The sequence below is a fragment of the Nitrosomonas cryotolerans ATCC 49181 genome, from assembly GCF_900143275.1.
GTDB lineage: Bacteria > Pseudomonadota > Gammaproteobacteria > Burkholderiales > Nitrosomonadaceae > Nitrosomonas > Nitrosomonas cryotolerans.
The window spans coordinates 2,322,504-2,341,425 of the sequence record NZ_FSRO01000001.1 but is presented as its reverse complement, the minus strand read 5'-3'; the positions used below and the strand labels follow the sequence as shown (position 1 = coordinate 2,341,425).

Annotated in this window: 20 protein-coding genes and 1 pseudogene; 17 read left to right on the top strand and 4 right to left on the bottom strand. The window is 44.5% G+C overall.

The features are described from left to right. Window positions 1-102 precede the first annotated feature (102 nt). From BUQ89_RS10440 to BUQ89_RS10415, 6 genes are all read left to right on the top strand, one after another. On the top strand, window positions 103-1,212 hold the full coding sequence (locus BUQ89_RS10440) for an aromatic ring-hydroxylating oxygenase subunit alpha (RefSeq protein ID WP_028460971.1): 1,110 nt from the start codon (window positions 103-105) through the stop codon (window positions 1,210-1,212). 162 nt (window positions 1,213-1,374) lie between these two features. Beyond that, window positions 1,375-2,235 (top strand): DMT family transporter, encoded by an 861-nt coding sequence (locus BUQ89_RS10435; protein ID WP_028460970.1) that lies wholly within the window; start codon window positions 1,375-1,377, stop codon window positions 2,233-2,235. Between the two features lie 87 nt (window positions 2,236-2,322). Further along, on the top strand, window positions 2,323-2,673 hold the full coding sequence (locus tag BUQ89_RS10430; RefSeq protein WP_028460969.1) for a SpoIIAA family protein: 351 nt from the start codon (window positions 2,323-2,325) through the stop codon (window positions 2,671-2,673). 77 nt (window positions 2,674-2,750) lie between these two features. Then, complete coding sequence (locus tag BUQ89_RS10425; RefSeq protein WP_245812996.1) at window positions 2,751-3,272, top strand: hypothetical protein; 522 nt, start codon at window positions 2,751-2,753, stop codon at window positions 3,270-3,272. Beyond that, complete coding sequence (locus tag BUQ89_RS10420) at window positions 3,269-3,652, top strand: SirB2 family protein (protein ID WP_028460967.1); 384 nt, start codon at window positions 3,269-3,271, stop codon at window positions 3,650-3,652. The genes BUQ89_RS10425 and BUQ89_RS10420 overlap by 4 nt, the downstream gene beginning before the upstream one ends. A gap of 145 nt (window positions 3,653-3,797) precedes the next feature. Next, window positions 3,798-4,289 (top strand): GNAT family N-acetyltransferase, encoded by a 492-nt coding sequence (locus BUQ89_RS10415; RefSeq protein WP_028460966.1) that lies wholly within the window; start codon window positions 3,798-3,800, stop codon window positions 4,287-4,289. A 368-nt stretch (window positions 4,290-4,657) separates the two neighbouring features. Here the strand turns inward: BUQ89_RS10415 and BUQ89_RS14270 are convergent. Continuing rightward, window positions 4,658-4,752, bottom strand: a pseudogene (locus BUQ89_RS14270) (transposase); the annotation flags it as partial. 207 nt (window positions 4,753-4,959) lie between these two features. Between BUQ89_RS14270 and ftsH the strand changes: the two are divergent. The 3 genes from ftsH (at window position 4,960) to BUQ89_RS14655 (ending at window position 7,921) form a co-directional block, all read left to right on the top strand. Further along, window positions 4,960-6,780 carry an ATP-dependent zinc metalloprotease FtsH gene (ftsH, locus tag BUQ89_RS10405; protein WP_028460965.1) on the top strand — a complete coding sequence of 607 codons (1,821 nt, stop codon included), beginning with the start codon at window positions 4,960-4,962 and terminating at the stop codon, window positions 6,778-6,780. A 197-nt stretch (window positions 6,781-6,977) separates the two neighbouring features. Then, on the top strand, window positions 6,978-7,637 hold the full coding sequence (locus BUQ89_RS10400) for an RNA-guided endonuclease InsQ/TnpB family protein (protein WP_051537527.1): 660 nt from the start codon (window positions 6,978-6,980) through the stop codon (window positions 7,635-7,637). Next, window positions 7,538-7,921: a zinc ribbon domain-containing protein gene (locus BUQ89_RS14655; protein WP_218146733.1), complete on the top strand. Its 384-nt coding sequence runs from the start codon at window positions 7,538-7,540 to the stop codon at window positions 7,919-7,921. The genes BUQ89_RS10400 and BUQ89_RS14655 overlap by 100 nt, the downstream gene beginning before the upstream one ends. Here BUQ89_RS14655 and BUQ89_RS10390 read toward each other — a convergent pair. Both BUQ89_RS10390 and BUQ89_RS10385 read right to left on the bottom strand, forming a co-directional pair. Beyond that, a complete protein-coding gene (locus tag BUQ89_RS10390) occupies window positions 7,850-9,124 on the bottom strand; it encodes an O-acetylhomoserine aminocarboxypropyltransferase/cysteine synthase family protein (protein ID WP_028460964.1) in 1,275 nt (424 codons plus the stop codon). The two genes, BUQ89_RS14655 and BUQ89_RS10390, sit on opposite strands and share 72 nt — an antisense overlap. A gap of 99 nt (window positions 9,125-9,223) precedes the next feature. Continuing rightward, window positions 9,224-9,589 (bottom strand): DUF488 domain-containing protein, encoded by a 366-nt coding sequence (locus BUQ89_RS10385; protein ID WP_028460963.1) that lies wholly within the window; start codon window positions 9,587-9,589, stop codon window positions 9,224-9,226. Between the two features lie 399 nt (window positions 9,590-9,988). Here BUQ89_RS10385 and BUQ89_RS10380 point away from each other — a divergent pair, with 399 nt between their 5' ends. The 8 genes from BUQ89_RS10380 (at window position 9,989) to BUQ89_RS10355 (ending at window position 17,671) form a co-directional block, all read left to right on the top strand. Continuing rightward, window positions 9,989-12,400 (top strand): Lon protease family protein, encoded by a 2,412-nt coding sequence (locus BUQ89_RS10380; RefSeq protein WP_028460962.1) that lies wholly within the window; start codon window positions 9,989-9,991, stop codon window positions 12,398-12,400. Between the two features lie 232 nt (window positions 12,401-12,632). Then, window positions 12,633-12,881: a cytochrome c3 family protein gene (locus BUQ89_RS14650; protein ID WP_425434880.1), complete on the top strand. Its 249-nt coding sequence runs from the start codon at window positions 12,633-12,635 to the stop codon at window positions 12,879-12,881. Between the two features lie 323 nt (window positions 12,882-13,204). After that, window positions 13,205-13,810: a hypothetical protein gene (locus BUQ89_RS10370; protein ID WP_143071217.1), complete on the top strand. Its 606-nt coding sequence runs from the start codon at window positions 13,205-13,207 to the stop codon at window positions 13,808-13,810. A gap of 689 nt (window positions 13,811-14,499) precedes the next feature. Further along, window positions 14,500-15,318 (top strand): hypothetical protein, encoded by an 819-nt coding sequence (locus BUQ89_RS10365; protein WP_143071218.1) that lies wholly within the window; start codon window positions 14,500-14,502, stop codon window positions 15,316-15,318. 149 nt (window positions 15,319-15,467) lie between these two features. Then, window positions 15,468-15,668: a helix-turn-helix domain-containing protein gene (locus tag BUQ89_RS14645; RefSeq protein WP_218146734.1), complete on the top strand. Its 201-nt coding sequence runs from the start codon at window positions 15,468-15,470 to the stop codon at window positions 15,666-15,668. A gap of 6 nt (window positions 15,669-15,674) precedes the next feature. Continuing rightward, window positions 15,675-16,076 (top strand): transposase, encoded by a 402-nt coding sequence (locus BUQ89_RS13965; RefSeq protein WP_028460959.1) that lies wholly within the window; start codon window positions 15,675-15,677, stop codon window positions 16,074-16,076. Beyond that, window positions 16,057-16,272 (top strand): zinc ribbon domain-containing protein, encoded by a 216-nt coding sequence (locus BUQ89_RS13960; protein WP_218146732.1) that lies wholly within the window; start codon window positions 16,057-16,059, stop codon window positions 16,270-16,272. The genes BUQ89_RS13965 and BUQ89_RS13960 overlap by 20 nt, the downstream gene beginning before the upstream one ends. Before the next feature lie 151 nt (window positions 16,273-16,423). Continuing rightward, window positions 16,424-17,671, top strand: coding sequence for a dicarboxylate/amino acid:cation symporter (locus tag BUQ89_RS10355; protein ID WP_028460958.1), 1,248 nt, complete (start codon window positions 16,424-16,426; stop codon window positions 17,669-17,671). A gap of 95 nt (window positions 17,672-17,766) precedes the next feature. On the opposite strand, the gene BUQ89_RS10350 is transcribed toward BUQ89_RS10355, so the two are convergent. Further along, window positions 17,767-18,921, bottom strand: a complete 1,155-nt coding sequence (locus tag BUQ89_RS10350) for an HD-GYP domain-containing protein (RefSeq protein WP_028460957.1) — start codon at window positions 18,919-18,921, stop codon at window positions 17,767-17,769. Between the last annotated feature and the right edge of the window lies 1 nt (window position 18,922).

The following is an 18,922-nucleotide window of genomic DNA, read 5'->3' as shown; positions in this document are numbered from 1 at the left end:
TTTCCCGTTTTTCATCTTATGGATATGGGTTTTATGTTTCTAATTTTTCATGTATTTTCTGCGGCTTATTTTTAACTATTCGGAAGATTATAAGTTGTTTATATGTCTAATATGGCTAAGATTTTACAATTGACGGAGACGTCAACACAGTTACCTGTTGATTGGTATTTGAATCCTGAGATTCTTGAATTGGAAAAGCGTTTTTTGTTTGACCAAGGTCCCGGCTACATTGGTCATGAAGTTATGCTGCCCAATGTGGGAGATTATTATGTACCAGAATCGATGGGTGGGGCTAAGGTGCTGGTGCGTAATGAATGTGGTATTGAATTACTTTCCAATATTTGTCGTCATCGTCAATCTGTTTTGCTAAAAGGTCGAGGTAACGCTAAAAATATAGTATGTCCAATCCATCGCTGGACTTATGCAATGAATGGTCAATTACTTGGTGCGCCGTACTTTAAAGAAAATCCCTGTACCGATCTGGGTAAAACATCGCTGCAAAATTGGAATGGCTTATTGTTTACAGGTCGACGACGAGTCGCACACGATATGGCTAAGTTGAGTATGCAAAAAGATTTTGATTTTTCCGGTCATGTGTTGGATCGAATACAGGTAGAGGAATACGCGTGTAACTGGAAGACTTTCATTGAAGTATATCTTGAAGATTATCATGTTGATTCTTACCATCCGGGTTTGAGTAATTTTGTGAATACGGATGCACTGGAATGGGAATTTAATGATTACTATAGCGTACAAACTGTGGGTGTCAATAATGCCCGGCTTCAACGTGCAGGCACACCTGTGTATGCCAAATGGCAAGAGCAGGTTTTACGCCAGAATTCAGGTAAAATGCCACCATATGGTGCTATCTGGTTGCTTTATTATCCCAATATTATGCTGGAATGGTATCCGCACACACTGATCATTAGTACATTATTGCCAACAGGGGTCGAACGTTGCACGAATGTGGTTGAATTCTATTATCCGGAAGATATTGCTTTATTTGAAAGGGAGTTTGTCGAAGCAGAGCAGGCTGCTTATCAGGAAACAGCAATAGAGGATAATGAAATTTGTCGCCTCATTACCGCCGGTCGTCGCGCATTGTATGAGCAAAATATGAACGAAGCGGGACCTTATCAGCCTTCACTGGAAGCAGGCATGATTGATTTTCATCAATTCTTGCAACGGGAAATCAGACCTCATATTGATTAAACAGAGAATTTACTGGATTCTAGTTTCTCTAGCACCTGATATCGACCTCGTCACGCACTTAAGAATAGGTGCCTAAGCCATGCGCCTGCTTTCTGAAGGCGCCGTGAAGCTAGTCATTGTTATTGTATTTTGGAAAATCATGTATTGTAGGGTGATTCACTGATGCGCTCGCTATGGATGCTGGTTGCCGGTTTTATGTTTGCCGGCATGGGTGTGTTCGTGAAGCTTGGTGCCAGCTATTTTACCAGTATCGAACTGGTTTTTTATCGTTCATTACTGGGTGTTTTTGTAACTTATCTGGCGATCCGTCATTATGATCTTGCTCTGACAACTATGCATTGGAAGGTGCATTGCTGGCGTGGGCTTGCTGGTCTCAGCGGGATGCTGTTGCTTTTTTATTGTATTACACAATTGCCGCTGGCTACCGCGATATCCCTGAACTATACCTGGCCACTTTTTCTTGCTTTGTTTTCGACACTTATTTTGAAGGAGCAGCTTCATTGGTCCCTGATTGCAGCAATAACTTTAGGGTTTCTGGGCGTTATCTTATTGCTGCAACCGACCTTACAGGCGGATCATTGGCTTACGGGATTAGTGGGGTTGGCTTCTGGTTTTTTTGCTGCTATTGCGTATATTAAGGTCAAACAGCTGAGTAATCTGGGTGAATCCAATTGGTGTATCGTTTTTTATTTCACTTTGATCTGTGCTCTTGTTACTGGTACGTGGTTGTTATTGACTAGATTTAGTCCCGTTACACTACATAGCATGCTGCTACTATTGGGAATGGGTGCCACAGCCACATTGGGGCAGCTTGCATTGACGCAGGCATATCGTACGGGAAAAATACTGGTCGTGGGTGCATTGGGCTATAGCACGGTATTATTTGCCAGTCTTTTGGGGATGTTGATCTGGAACGAAATATTGCCGTTGCTGGCGTGGTCGGGCATGGGCTTGATTGTGTTGGGTGGGTTCTTGAGCGGTTATTTGAGTCATCGAATTGTATCGGTAGCGGGGCGCGGATAATTTCAAGTATGATAGGAAACATATAAAGAGTTTGCGGCATTACATTGAATTATCTATGATGCACTTATTACTTTCTGAGGTGACCCTATGATTACTATTCAAACAATGGACAATCTGGTAATTGTTGCTGTGATTGGCGAGTTTACATTGGCCGATTATAAGGAGTTTGAGGAACAGGTACTTTATAAGGCTCATTTTGATGGTCAAGTAAACGTATTGTTTGACTGGCGTGATATGTTGGATTACACGGTTGATGTCGCATGGGAAGAAATCAAATTTATGCGCGAGCATGGGCGTGAATTTAATCGGGTAGCGGTGGTTACCGATGATCAGTGGCAAGCATGGAGTGCCTGGGTTTCTAATCTTTTTATCGAAGCAGATGTGCTGGTATTCAGTGATTACGACGAAGCAAAAGATTGGGTGTCAACTGACGAGTAGTATATTAGCGTCGGCATTAATGAATCGTTTGGCGAAGATCTTTGAGAACGGCCCTATCGATTTGCTCGATATTTGTTATGCTGGATCGTTCAAATTGCGAAAAAAATGAAATGGATGAATTTGCTTTAGCTAGAGTACTGCATGTTCTAGGCGTGGTATTGTGGATTGGTGGTGTTGCGATGGTAACGACCGTTCTACTGCCGATTGTAGCACGCATGAAGTCGCCATCTGAGCGCGCTGAATTTTTCGGACGTGTTGAAAACCGTTTTGCAGCACAAGCTCGTTATACTACTTTGCTTGTGGGTCTGAGTGGTTTTTACATGGTATATATTCTTGACGCCTGGCATCGTTTTACTGAGTGGCACTACTGGTGGATGCACGCCATGGTATTGGTCTGGATAGTCTTTACTTTGATATTGTTTGTGCTGGAACCATTAGTATTACGGCGTCAACTTAAAAAGCGTACACAAGATACACCGGAAAAAGCATTTGCCCGGATTCAACGTATGCACTGGGTGCTATTAAGTCTGACTCTGATAACCATAGCCGGTGCAGTAGCTGGCAGCCATGGCTGGTTATGGTTTGGGGAACGATTATGAGCTACACGATACTAAAGCTGATTCATATCAGCAGCGTAATAGTGAGTTATTTGTTATTCTCTCTGCGTGGAATCTGGATGATACGGGGTGCTGCCAACTTACAGCAGCGCTGGGTGAAAATCCTGCCTCATGTTGTAGATACGGTTTTACTGAGTAGCGCCATTGTACTGGCCATTACTATTCAGCAGAATCCACTCAGTGATTCTTGGCTAGCGGCTAAGGTTATCGGATTGCTGCTCTATATCAGCTTGGGCATGATGGCGCTGAGATTCGGTAAAACGCGGCGGGTAAAAGTGGTAGCATGGATTGCTGCTCAGTTTGTTTTTCTTTACATCGTACTGGTTGCGCTGACTAAGAGCCCAGTATTGCATCTACTGTAACGTACTCATTGTACTAATTGCTATCCAGTCGCAATGAAGTCGGCGTAAAAATATAATTGAATTTGATATATATCAGTGAAGCGTGGAATCTCTAACTTGTACTATAAATGATAACTTGATCAATCACCCACAGCCTAGATTAGAAATGGCTCGACCAGATCAAGCGGGTGATATATGTGATTTAATCAATTTATCCTATCGAGGTGAAATGGGTTGGACTAGAGAGACGCATATTGTTCAGGGAAACAGAACTCACCTTGATGAAATAGTGACAGCTATGGATAATCCTGATGCGTACTTATTTGTCGTCAAGCAGAATAGGTGTGTGATTGCATGTATCTGCGTCGAAAAAGAAAAAGACAGAGCATATATCGGCTTATTCTCAGTTCATCCAGATCTGCAAGGAAAAGGAATAGGTAAAAGTGTTTTGCAGCAAGCAGAAGACTATGCATTAACTAAATTGGGTCGTAATAGATGTATCATGTTTGTTGTATCACAACGACCAGAACTGATTGCTTTTTATGAACGCAGAGGATACATTCGTACGGGAAGGGTTGAAACCTACCCACTACACTTAAGTATTGGTATTCCACGTGTGAAGGGTTTGACGATTGAGTATCTGGAAAAGCAGATGTAATGAGATGTTATATAATAACCAGTCATTCTAATTTGTATCTGGTTACTATAGCTCGCTGCTTTTTAAATCCTACACGGCAATAAAAATGTCTTATCTTATTCTAGTTAACAACTCAGATGAGGAGGATATATAGTCATTCAACGCTTTATTCCTCATGAACGGTGTAAGTAATACCGTTAGCAGCAAGAACCCGCCGTGACGACTCAGGTATCGCAGCTTGAGTACAATAGAGCGCTCATTTATTCATGGGGCGAGTATATTTTCAAGGGAAAGATCACCAGGATTTTGATTTAACAGACTGAGCGGGAATTCACTCCGTTCAGGGGGAAGATGAATAGTGCGGATGCCGCAGGCGTCCTTATTGTCGGTCAATCTGGCGTTTGTTGTTCGATGTACTGACGAATGATGGCAATTGGCGCATCACCACAAGAGGCCGAGGAATAAGATGGCGCCATAATGCGCCGCCCGATAGCTTCTTGCGGATACACGAATAGTTCTTTTTGGAAATCATCCGGTTGGGCGTAGCCAGCTCGCCTGCCAAGTGAATGATGCAGTAATGTCGTAGCAACAGGAACTCACCGAAGTCATCTACCCCATTCTGGGATAGAGGCAGCAGGAATCCCTTGTCTTTAAGCGGGGGAGGATGTCAATCTAAACGTAGAGGTTATGTATGGATGATAAAGCACATATAAATTTCTGGTATGTCATGGCTGCTGTACTGGGCATGTTGTTTCTGCAAAATCTTTATATACAATACACTAAGGTTGAGCCTATTCCTTATAGCCGGTTCCAGGTCCTGCTGGAACAGGGCAAAATTGATGAGATTGCTATTACTGAAAATCATATTTATGGAACACTCAGGGAAATGGGTTCGGATGGATTAAAGGATTTTGTGACGACGCGGGTCGAACCTGAACTGGCTGAAGAGTTTGATAAGCACCATGTTGTTTATACAGGTGTCGTGAAGAGTACCTGGATACGTGATCTACTTTCCTGGATTTTGCCGATGGCAATTTTTATCGGTATTTGGTTATTTATCATTCGCCGTATGAGTGGTGGTATGGGCAGTGGATTAATGTCTATTGGTAAGAGCAATGCAAAAGTATTTGTAGAGAAAGAAACCAAGGTTACATTCGTTGACGTTGCCGGCGTCGATGAAGCGAAAGAAGAATTAATCGAGGTGATCAATTTTTTGAAAAACCCAGTGGATTATGGCCGTCTCGGTGGTCGTGCTCCGAAAGGTATTTTGTTGGTTGGTCCGCCTGGTACGGGAAAGACATTATTGGCCCGTGCCGTCGCTGGGGAGGCGAGCGTTCCTTTTTTTTCAATATCGGGATCAGAATTTGTTGAGATGTTCGTTGGGGTAGGTGCTGCAAGAGTGCGCGATCTCTTTGAACAGGCGCAGAAATTGGCGCCTGCGATTATATTTATCGATGAGTTGGATTCACTGGGACGTGCTCGTGGTGCCTATGGGTTGGGTGGGCATGACGAAAAAGAACAAACCTTGAATCAATTATTGGCTGAGCTAGATGGTTTTGATCCTAGGAGTGGGATTGTGCTGCTTGCTGCAACGAATCGACCGGAGATTCTTGATCCGGCCTTGCTTCGTGCAGGACGATTCGATCGCCAAATACTGGTAGATAGACCAGACAAGATTGGTCGTGAACAGATATTGGCAGTACATGTAAAAAAAGTGAGATTGAATACGGATGTAAAAACGGAACAAATTGCTGCTCTGACACCTGGTTTCACCGGCGCTGATTTGGCTAACCTTATCAACGAAGCTGCGTTGCTGGCTACACGCCGTCAGGCGGAATCCGTTACCATGGAAGATTTCAATAATGCAATAGAACGTATTGTTGCCGGCCTTGAAAAACGGAATCGTTTACTCAATCCGAATGAGCGTCGAGTTGTTGCGTTCCATGAATTGGGGCATACGATGGTGGCATTGGCGTTGCCCGGAACTGACGAAGTGCATAAGGTTTCCATTATTCCACGGGGCGTAGGTGCGCTTGGCTATACTATTCAGCGGCCGATTGAGGATCGTTTTTTGATGACCCGAACAGAGCTGGAGTATAAAATGGCTGTATTGCTAGGTGGACGGGCAGCTGAGCAAGTGGTATTTGGCGAAGTGTCGACAGGTGCTTCTGATGATCTGGTGCGCGCAACAAATATTGCACGTGCGATGGTGTTGCGTTATGGTATGAGCAAAGCGTTAGGGAATGTAGCTTATGATCGAGAGCATTCTACTTTCATGCAACCAAACATGCCCATGCCACAGGATCGTGATTATAGCGAAGAAACGGCCAAGGAAGTGGACAATGCGGTACGTACACTAGTTGATCAGGCGCTTGAACGGGCGATAATAATATTACAGAATAATCGGGCATTGCTTGATCAGACTGCGGAAGCCTTACTGAAGGCCGAAACGTTAAATGAACCAGAGCTGGCTCAGTTGAAACAAGCGATCATTCCTGGTATGCCACACTAATCTAAAAAATAGCTCTGATCATTATTCCAGAAACAAGTTTTAGTGGATGAATGCAGATTACGTTTATTCAGGCAATGGTGACGGGATTTATCATCTCAACTCCCGGAAACCTCAGCCTTAAGACTGAGGATGGATAGGGAATCAGCTTCGCTGATGCTAAAGCCTGTGTTTCCACCTATTTCTGTTAAAGTGTGTGAATGGAAATTAAGCGCGCATACAAATTCAGGTTTTACCCAACTTTTGAGCAAGAAACTATTCTGGTTCAAACATTCGGGTGCGCCAGATTTGTCTATAATCGCATGTTGCGCATTCGCTCTGATGCCTGGTATACCGAGAAAAAAAGAATCGGATATTATGCTACCTCTTTTTTGTTGACTGAGTTAAAAAAGAGGCCTGAATTTGAATGGCTGAACAAAGTTTCTAGTGTTCCTGTGCAGCAATCTCTCCGCCACCTGCAAACGGCATTCGGTAACTTCTTTTCCAAACGAACCCAATACCCGTCATTCAAGCGCAAGCATGAGAAGCAATCGGCTGAGTACACGTCCAGCGCTTTCAAGTGGGACGGCAAGTCTCTAAAGCTGGCAAAGATGAAAGATCCACTGAATATCAGATGGTCGCGCACCCTTCCTAAGGCAGCAAAACTAACCACTGCAACGGTCTCTAAAGACTCAGCGGGTCGATGCCACGTTTCCATGCTTTGCGACGACACTGGTGCGCTAAAGCCAAAGGTTAGCGGCAAAGTCGGCATTGACTTAGGATTAACGCACTTCGCTATTCTTTCTACGGGCGAGAGCTTGCGGGTATTGACCGATGGTATCCAAGCAGCAAACGCTGCTCGGGATGTGGGCATACCGTAAACAAGATGCCTTTGAATGTACGCGAATGGATTTGCCCGGAATGCGAATTAATCCATGATCGAGACATCAACGCAGCGCGTAATGTTTTGGCCGCTGGACTAGCGGTTAGCGGTGTCAGCCCTTGGAGAATCTGTAAGTCCTGTTTGCATTTAGGTGCGCCCGGGTTGGATTCGTTGAATTGGGAATCCCCTTCGTTTACGGAGGGGAGCAAGTCAATTTGCCGCAGACAGTGCTTGTTCAATGTCGGCGATAATATCATCTATATGTTCTATACCGATCGATAGGCGTATCATATCTTCACTGACACTGGCAGAAGCGAGCTCTTCAGGATTTAACTGCCGGTGTGTTGTAGACGCAGGGTGGCAGGCTAGCGATTTTGCGTCGCCAATATTGACCAGTCGTAAAATCATCTGTAAAGCATCAATGAATTTTGTGCCTGCATCGATACCCCCTTTTATGCCGAAACTCAATATACCAGAGGCTCTCCCTCCCAGTATTTTATGGCATAAATGATAATACTCGCTGTCTGGTAGACCGGCGTATTTAACCCAGCGGACTTGTTCGTGTTTTTTTAGATATTTAGCCACTTGTAATGCATTATCGCAGTGGCGATCCATGCGCAAACCTAGTGTTTCTAATCCCTGCATAATTAAAAAGGCATTCATTGGTGACAAGGCTGCACCTGTATTGCGCAAGGGTACGACACGACAACGACCAATATAAGCCGCTTCACCCAATGCCTCTGTATAAACCACGCCGTGATAGGATGGGTCTGGTTTGTTCAGCATCGGATAACGATCCTTATTTGTGATCCAGTCAAATTTTCCTGAATCGATAATAATGCCGCCAATAGAAGTACCGTGCCCACCGATGTATTTGGTTAAAGAATGTACGGAAATATCCGCGCCATAATCAAAGACACGGCAAAGATACGGAGTGGCAACGGTATTATCTACAATCAATGGGATACCATTTCTGTGAGCAATATCCGCAAGTTTTTCGATATCGACTACATGCCCCGCCGGATTGCCGATTGACTCACAAAATAGCAGTTTTGTTTTATCATCAATCAGCGCTTCCAGGCCTGCATAATCGTCACAGGAAGCAAAGCGGGTTTCAATCCCCTGATTGGGCAGGGTATGCGCAAAAAAATTATAAGTGCCGCCATATAACTGGCTGGTGCTAATAATATTATCTCCGGTGATTGCGATTGCTTGTATCGCATAGGTAATAGCTGCCATGCCTGATGCCAAGGCTAATGCGCCAATGCCTCCTTCCATTGCAGCTACACGCGCTTCCAATACAGCCGTAGTGGGATTCATAATTCGGGTATAAATATTACCCGCAACCTTAAGATCGAATAGATCTGCGCCGTGCTGAGTATTATTAAAGGTATAGGATGTGGTTTGGTAGATAGGTGTGGTTGCGGCATTGGTCGCAGGATCACCTTTATACCCGGCATGCAATGCAATTGTTTCAAGTTTCATGATTGAGCACCATATTGTTCATTTCATATATTCTTATGAGGCAAACTAATGAACTGTTTGTTTCATTAGCCATGAGGATAAAAGCATTTTGTTTAAATTTTATTTTTTATGGTTATGTAGTTCTAATAATGTATTGAGCAATATTTTGGCATGGTTGATTTTTGGATCTTTTGCAGCATAAACCAGCATGACATTTTGTGTTTGCGAAATAGCTAAGATCTTTTCTAATTCGGCGGCCTTATTTGACAGCTCCATGCGGTAATGCCTGGCGAATTCTTCAAATCGATCTGACTTATGGCCAAACCATTTTCTGAGCTCTGGTGAAGGGGCAATATCTTTGTTCCATTCGTTTAATCGGGCCTCCTCCTTTTTTACCCCTCGAGGCCAAAGGCGATCTACCAGGATTCTGTAGCCATCACTGTCCGATGGCATTTCATAGATGCGTTTTAATTCTATTTTCTTCATAAAGCCAGCTCCATCAGAAAATTAATTAATTTTTTCAGGCTGAACGACTCTATTTCTCCTATCTATGATCATAAATGACTCAAACAGGAAATCCTGTCAGGAGGCTGCCAATCAATGGTTATTGCTGCGAAATAACACATGATTAGATACTCTACCATGATGTCGTGAGAGATGCCAAAAATGCTACATCATGCTTCAGAGTCACTCAGATGAAAGGCATCACTCTCTGAATAGCTGTCTTGTGGTGATATGATTTCGTATTCCCAGCCCTATATTTCCCCATTAAATTTTCGATTAAGGCAACTGGTTTGTTTTTATAGGGGTAGAAAAAGGCAGTGTAATACCGTAATGCTATGAAATTAGCGGTTACAATGCGGGTTTATACTGCTATGAACTAAAATGCCCGCCTTACATTTGGCTTCTGCTGACCTGCGTTTTACGATTGATCCGGACTTACTTGAATTCTCTGATACTTCGGAATTAGTGCAATATCCTTTATCCTGGATCGGACAGGAACGGGCTGAAACAGCCACTCGTTTCGGTCTGGAAATGAATCAGCCCGGTTATAATTTATTCGTATTGGGGGAAGTGGGTAGCGGTCGATCTTCATTGTTGCGACAGGCAATGGCCACCGCGGCTACAAATAAAGCGATACCGCCTGATTTATGCTATCTGCATAATTTTGATGCGCCAGAAAAACCGCAGGCTTTATATTTACCTGCCGGGCAGGGACGTTTATTGCGTCAAGGTTTGGAGTGCATGATTAAATCCTTGCAGTCGCAAATACCGCAGCGCTTGGATGAGGTGGATTTTAAGGCTGAGAGTGAACGCATTGAAAAAGTTTATAAAGAAGCAGAGACGAAGGCCTATGCAGAATTGTGCGCTTCTGCTGAAGCACGCAATTTTGCTATTCGCCGAGAAGCGGGGCGCCTGGCCTTTATGCTGTTGGACAAGAAAGGCCAGGCTTTGGTGGAAAGTGAGATACTCGCTCTGTCAAAGGAACGTCGTGCCGAAATTGAGCAGGCTGAACAGGAGTTACGTACAGAACTGGCTCGTTATTTTGAGAAAATTCGGCCGTTAGAATCCGCTATGAATGAGGCCTTGGTAATCTTGCAGCGTAAAATAGTTAAACCGTTACTGGATTGTGCACGAGAAAAAGTTCGTAGGGGGCTTGAACAACACTTTAACGATGCTACCCGGCTTGACACTTACCTGAATCGGGTAGGACAGAACATACTCGATAATCTGGAACGATTTAAGATTGACAGCACAAATAATGATAACGGACAAGCGGAATTGGCCCAGACAATATCACATTATCAGGTTAATCTGGTGGTAGATAATAGCGCTCTGAGTGGCGCACCAGTAATCGTTGACGATAACCCATTATTTCGTTCGTTATTTGGTAACATTGAGTATCAATCCGTAAATGATGTATTGGTAACTGATTTTACGCGTATTCGTGCAGGCAGCTTGCTCAGGGCCCATGGTGGTTTTCTCATGTTGTATCTACATGATTTGCTGGCGGATGGTTTTGTATGGGAAAAATTGCGCCGTTTTTTGCGCAGTGGCAGACTACAGATTGAGGAGCCGAATACGATCATGACGCCGATACCGACTGTTTCACTTGAACCGGAGGCAGTGGATCTTCATATTAAAATCGTCCTGATTGGTTCACGTGAACAATATTATACATTACAGGAAGAAGATCCGGAGCTTGCCCGCCGTTTTCGGATTAAGGTAGATTTTGCTGAAAGTTTTGCAGCCACTAATGAAACGCGTCGCGCCTCATCTGTTTTTATTGCCCATGCCTGTGAAAAGCTAGGATTGCCCCATTTTTCTGTAGCTGCGGTCGCACGCCTGCTGGAGCACTCGCATCGCGAAACGAGTGATCAAGCCCGCCAGAGTGCAATTTTTGCCCATACCGAAGCATTGATCATGGAGAGTGCGGAATTTTGCCGCATGCGCAGAGGCTGTTTGGTTGAGGTGTCCGATATCGAGGCGGCATTCGAAGCGCGTGTTTTGCGTCATGACTATCCCGAACAATGTATGCAGGAATCTATTGCTGCTGGAGATGTACTGATTAGTGTAGAGGGTGAAGCGATAGGGCACTTGAATGCGTTGACTCAGATAGATCTCGGGGATTATCGTTTTGGTTTGCCAGTGCGGGTTACGGCACGGACCTACGCGGGCGAAGATGGTTTGCTCAATATTGAACGCGAAGTGGAAATGTCTGGACCAATCCATGATAAGGGGGTATTCATTCTGCAGAATTACCTGGCCGCTTTATTCGCCCAGCATACACCACTCTCATTTAATGCGGCTATTGTATTTGAGCAGGAATATCATGGGATAGAAGGAGATTCTGCATCTTGTGCGGAGTTTTTTGTCCTGCTCTCATCCTTATCAGGGCTGCCGCTCAAGCAGGGCATCGCCGTAACGGGTGCAATGAATCAGCATGGTGAAATATTACCGGTGGGCGGGGTTAATGAAAAGATAACGGGTTACTTTCGTACTTGTGAGACAGCCGGGCTGGATGGGAACCAGGGCGTTTTGATTCCATATAGTAACCGGCGGAATCTAATGCTGGATCATAAAATTCTGGCAGCGGTGGCTAAAGGTTTATTTCATATTTACACTGCCCGGCACGTGCTTGAAGGGATTGAATTGCTGACGGGTTGTCCAGCTGGTGTGATGGACATATCGGGAAACTATGCGAATGACAGTGTATTGGGCCATGCACAGGCGACTTTGCTTGACTATCGTCATGCCTGTCATCCATCGGAGCAGTATAAAAATGAACCGAAATGATGACCTGGATAAGATAAACTCGTTGGGCCTGTTGAATCAGACAGATTCCTTTTGTCGCCTGTTGCCGATAGGTTAAATATGCTCAGAAAGCGTTTGATGGACGTAGAATAGCGCTATTGCTACTACCTGTTAGTTGCTGTAATGAAACTATCGGATGAGGGCATTCTGTTGATATTTTGCTTCTACGTCTTATCACGCATCGCCAACAGATAAATCCAGACAATTTTTTGGAATCATTGCGCCTGCGCGTGAGGATTGCAGTCATTGCCATATGTCGCATGGTACTGTGCAGCCGAGACTATTGAAATTATGGATGCCCTGGCTTTGTCAGCAATGCTATCTAGTTGTTTTCCATCCGAGTACCGTTTATAGCGACATGGGTGTTCCGCCACAGGGTGACGCTGATCGTCTGCTGGTACAAGGTTGTTTGAACTGTCACCTCAGATACATGGGTCCAATCATCCTTCAGGTATTGGGCTGATGCGTTAGTTTTTTATGATTTTGGTGTTGAAACAATGGCCTGTTTTCAGATCATCTGTACTGGCAAATGATAGAGAACAAGCATGCAATTCTGTGAGCTCGTTTTGAATGCCAGTTCGCTGATATTCCGAATCGATGATGTTCGGCTAATCTGTTTCTTGAAAAAAAATCTAATGATTTTGCTTAGCGGATAATAAGTTATCTGCTTATTTACCCATGATGGCTTGTATTCTAATATGAATCTCATTGGTCAGCTTGTTCTATAAGCTAACTGTATCACAGACTGAGCATATCATTGGGTACTCGTTTAAGGGATTGAATAATGTGGCAAGCATAAACCGGAAATTCCAAAGTCCGTTTTACCGTTACGATTTTGATGATCTGGAAGGACGTTTTGAGACTCGTTATGGCGTGTGGGAGGATTTTATTCTGACTTATCTGGATTCGGAGTGGTCGGAGTGGTGTCAACTCACGACGAAGAATGGAGAGGTGCCTGAGATATCTACTGAGTGGAATTTAGGGGGATTCATTCTGGATTGTATGCTGGAGGATATAAAGGCGCTTTATGAAAGCAAATTCGATGGATGCATCGGCGTTTATGCAGTTGAACGTTTGCGTGACATTTTTTATCGAGATTGTCATCAGATCGTCTATCCATCAGGACAACGAGAAGATTTGCTGTTTATTCATTTTCTTGTCATAGAACGAAGTCATAATACAAAGTCGGGATCTGTCAGTGCGGCTAACAGATCGCTCTATATTAATCAGAATAATCTGAGTCGATGCGCCTATTGTCGAAGAATAAGCAATATTCGAGAAGTAGCGTATTGGGATTGGCTACCTGAATGGGTGAAGCAATATCCCAGGAATACAATGCATGTATTTTGTCCCGCTTGTTTTGGTTTTCATTTTCCAATACCGGGAAAGTGATTAACATAAAAAGCTTGATCATCATAACAACCGTGCGTAATGAGCACATCCATGTTGTATCTGGATAGTGCCATGACAAGCTTAGAACAAGCGCCGTTTTGGAATGGTCAGTTTAATGCAACGATTAAAGAGACACATATGAAAGAAAAAGAGAGCTTGTAATAAAATCGTGAATCATCCTTTTTCGTTCACTTTATGGGCGTGTTTTTGTACACAGAAATAAGCAAGTCCGCTATTGTGAATTGAGAAAGACCTGGCTTCAGGTTGGCCTTGCGCCCGCTGGTATTCAATCTCAGGCATCGAATGATATTAGATATATATTCCCGCTTATCTCGTGCAAGATAAATTAATCCAGCCGCATACTATCAGAATAGATCCCTTGAATGCGAGTGTCCTGTTAATGAGCAGTACAATCATCCTGAAATTGACAGGCTGACTCACGCTTACTTCCAATTATTTTATATTAAATCATAAACCGGATTGATCGTCATGAATAGGAAGATTAATGATCAATCGCTTGGTGATAAAAGGTTCAATGAATCGATTGATAGACAGGATAGGCTGATAAATCAAACAGACTTGAGCGTCCTGATAGTCTGTGTTTAACAACTATAAGTGGGCTTCAATATTACATAACTATCAAGAATAAATCTATTTGCTCGCAGGAATAAATGAATAAAGGTGACATTATGAATACGTCTGTTCTATTAAGAAAACCGATATCGAAGGCATTTTCACAAGAAGATTCGATGATAGTGAATGGCTTTTTGCCAACAACGCTTTCTCCATCTATAAAAAAGCGTGCCAGGCTTTGGGAGCTTGACGAAATGTATCACTGTTCCGTTATCGGGACTTGTTTATCTGTCAGTGATTTAACAAGATTGGCTCGTTTGTTTAATTTCAGGGCATCGCTAGATGATAAATGCGCGATGCATGTCGAGGCCGTGGGCCATGTTAATACGTGCAATGAAATATCCGAAGCAATCCATAGATTTCTGGATAAGAAACATCAGATTTATATTACTTATTTTGAGCTCGCCAGGAATGATACGGATGTATTGGCGCTATGGAAAAAATATTGCATTAGTGGCGGAGTAGCGGGAGCCCTGTGGGCAGTGTTGACTCATAAAGCAGCAAATCGTGAGATACGAGAAATTGTCCATGCAAATGCGTACATGCTGTCTCATCAGCTAGATTCCGATCGGGCAGCCGATATGCGTCGACTGGCCAGACTGGAGAAAGAAAATACTGAAATTCGATCTACTATAAAGCATCAGCAACAGCAGCAGGCGCGTAGTGAGATCCGGTTACGCAAGCAATTGCAGGCGACTGTGAGTGAGCTCGAAAGATTACGCCAATCTGGCAGTGAAGTCGCAGCGTTACAAGCCCGTGTTGCCGAATTTGAGTCAGGGGTAGCCATGATTGAAATGGGGCAGCGTTTAATGAGTTTGACGACCGCTAATGAACAATTAAAGATCGAAGCGGAGCGCGCCAATAAAACAAGCTAGCTAAGTGATCTGAGGTAGATCACAATATGGCGATTGTACTTTTATCCGAACTCCTGGGAAATCTCGGCCTTAAGACCGGGGATGGATAGAGAGTCAGCTTCGCTGATGCTAAAGCCTATGCTTGTATCTATTTCTGTTAAAGTGTGTGAATAGAAATTAAGTGCGCATGCAAATTCAGGTTTTACCCAACTTTTGAGCAAGACACTATTCTGGTTCAAACATTCGGGTGCACTGGATTTGTCTCTAATCGCCTGTTGCGCGTTCGCTCTGATGCTTGGGATACCGAGAAAAAAAAGAATCGGGTATCATGCGACCTGCTCTTTGTTGGCCGAGTTAAAAAAAGAGCCTGAATTTGAATGGCTGAACAAAGTTTTCGGTATTCCTGTGCAGCATCTCTCTACCATCTGCAAACGGCATTCGGCAATTTCTTTGCGAGGCGAACCCAATACCCACCATTCAAGCGCAAGCATGACAAGCAATCGGCTGAATACACGTCCAGCGCTTTCAAGTGGGACGGCAGGTCTCTGAAGCTGGCAAAGATAAAAGATCCATTGAATATCAGATGGTCGCGCACCCTGCCTAAGACAGCAAAACTAGCCACTGCAATGGTCTCTAAAGACTCTGCAGATCGATGCCACGTTTCCATGCTTTGCGACGACTCGGTTGCATTAAAGCCAAAGGTTAGCGGCAAAGTCGGCATTGACTTAGGATTAACGCACTTCGCTATTCTTTCTACGGGTGAGATCTTGTGGGTATGAGCGGTGGTATCCAAGCAGCAAATGCTGTCCAGGATGTAAGCATACGGTAAACAAGATGCCTTTGAATGTGCGCGAATGGACCTGTCCGGAATGCGGATCAATCCATGATCGAGACATCAACGCAGCGCGTAATGTTTTGGCCGCTGGACTGGCGGTGTCAGCCCTTGGAGAATCTGTAAGTCCTGTTTGCATTTAGGTGCGTCTGGGTTGGATTCGTTGAATTGGGAATCCTCTTCGTTTACGGAGGGAGCAGTCAAGATCAGCATGATTGGGTTTGATAAGGTAATACGGGAATAATAGTAAGCCCAGTCATTGTAATTGACGGATATCAAGGTTGGAATCAATTCGTGAAAAAAATATCACTTAATACACAAATTCTATCGGGTACGTTACTGGGAATTCTGTTTGGCCTGGGACTTGCCACGCTGGGTGAAGATTCGGCCATAACACAAAACAGCTTATATGCCGCACAACTGGTGGGCACGCTGTTTATTGACCTATTGCGCATGGTACTGATCCCATTGGTCTTCACTTCCATTGCCGTGGGTGTAGCTAATTTGCGTTCGCATCGGCAGATGAGTCGGGTATGGCAGGGAACATTGGGCTTTTTTACTTTGACGATGCTGGTTGCAATTTTGTTGGGACTGACTGCTGCAAATCTATTTCAGCCTGGTGCGGAATTGCAATTGACATTGTTTCAGGATGCAATGCGGGATTTTCAGACAACGCAAATGTCGTTGCGTGACTTTTTCGCCCATTTTTTACATTCGTTATTCCAGAATCCAATTGCAGCACTGGCTCAGGGCAATGTACTGGCGGTCGTTGTATTCGCCTTATTGTTGGGAATTGCGCTGGTAATCGGTGGTGAACGCTATCGGAATATTCTGATACTGTTACAAGAATTTCTGGAACTGATGCTGATGCTGGTAGGCTGGATCATGCGGCTAGCACCATTGGGGATTATGGCATTATTACTGCAACTGGTGGTCACGCAAGATGCCAGTCTGTTAACAACGTTGATCAAATTTGTGGCTGTGGTGATCGGCGCAACGCTGCTACACGGCTTGGTCGTTCTGCCGTTGATACTTTATCTTGTCACCGGGATGACGCCACTCAAATTCTGGCGCGGTGCGCGTGAAGCCTTAATTACCGCCTTTGCTACCAGCTCCAGTGCAGCTACTTTACCCGTCACATTGCGTTGCGCCGAACAACATCTTCATGTCAAACGTGATATTGCCGGTTTTGTTATTCCACTGGGTACAACCATGAATATGGATGGCACGGCGTTATACGAAGCTATTGCAGCCTTATTTATCGCCAATATTGTAGGAATTGAGCTCGGCCTGACGCAACAATTGATCGTTTTTCTTACCGCTATGCTGGCTGCAATGGGTGCTCCGGGCATACCCAGTGCGGGTATGGTGACGATGGTGCTGGTATTGCAGGCGGTTGGCCTACCTGCTGAAGCAATTGCTATTTTATTGCCGATTGACCGCATACTGGATACCGTGCGGACGATGGTTAATGTGGAAGGAGATATCGTGGGTAGCCTGGTAGTGCAGAAATGGGTAACGAAATCGACTTCAAGCGATTGATCGACGAGAGACACAACCCGATGATAAGCAATTTGATAAGGAAATCTGGATTCAATGCCTCTACATCATAGATACAATGATTGCATCCATCAGGTTTAGATGGGCGCCTCATCACGAAAGCGTTGCTGAATCTCCAGCACTTTGCTGATATTTTTGAGTAAGGCTTCGACGCAGTCATGATCCAGTTTGGTGCCGGCCAGCTGTCGCAGCATGGCGGTGGCATCATCATTACTCCAGGTTGCTTTATAAGAACGACGCGAGGTGAGCGCGTCAAAGACATCGGCCACGGCACTGATGCGTGCTTCAATAGGAATCTCATCCCCTTTCAGTCCCTTGGGATAGCCGCTGCCATCAATCGCTTCATGATGGTATTCGGCTATATTACGCATGATGCTGACATAATCCAAAGTACTCAGACTAAAATCTTCAAGTATGCTATCAATGATTTCACGTCCTTTCGCCGGGTGAGTCTTCATGATGGCGAATTCGGCTTCGTTCAGCTTGCCTGGCTTGCGCAGAATGCTATCCGGAATTGCAATCTTGCCGATATCGTGCAGTGGAGAGAACAGAAAGATGTGCTCAATTTGTGCGTCACTGATATGGTAACTGGGTGCTAATTCTCGGGCGATGATACGGGCATAGTAGGCAATACGGTCGATATGTGACCCGGTTTCTACATCTCGATAATGGGTCATGCTGCGCGCTGCTCGTACTGCTGACAGTAACGTGCGAATAGCCGTTAACTCATTGATGGTCATTAATGCAATCAGGTGGCCATAAATATCGATCCGACGGAGTGTTTTTGGCTCAAATGGGTGGGGCTGGAGAGAATTAAAGAATAAGAAACCGAGAAAGTGCCCGCTTTGATAGAGCGGCATGGTATAGCTGGCCTGATAACCTTCGGCTGCTATGCGCTGGGTATGTTCATGAGTACCCTGGGCGAAAATATCCAGATCCTGTACCAGACGTGGGCGCCGGTGTTGCATGATAGTGCGCAATGATGGCGCTGTGTCCAGCGATACTTCATATGCGGCGATTGGATTACCATCACCATAGGTGCTGTGTGTATAGGTTTTGAGTGTATTGGTTTTTTCGTCAAAAAGCGCAATAGCCAAGCGATGAATAAAGGAAAAATCCTCGCGGATGATTTGGTGCAGGAAACGTAACTTATCCGATAACGGTAAACTCTCATGCAGTTTAGCCAGTGTATCCTGATGTGGGAATAGGTTTTCTTTTTTTTGATATGGCACG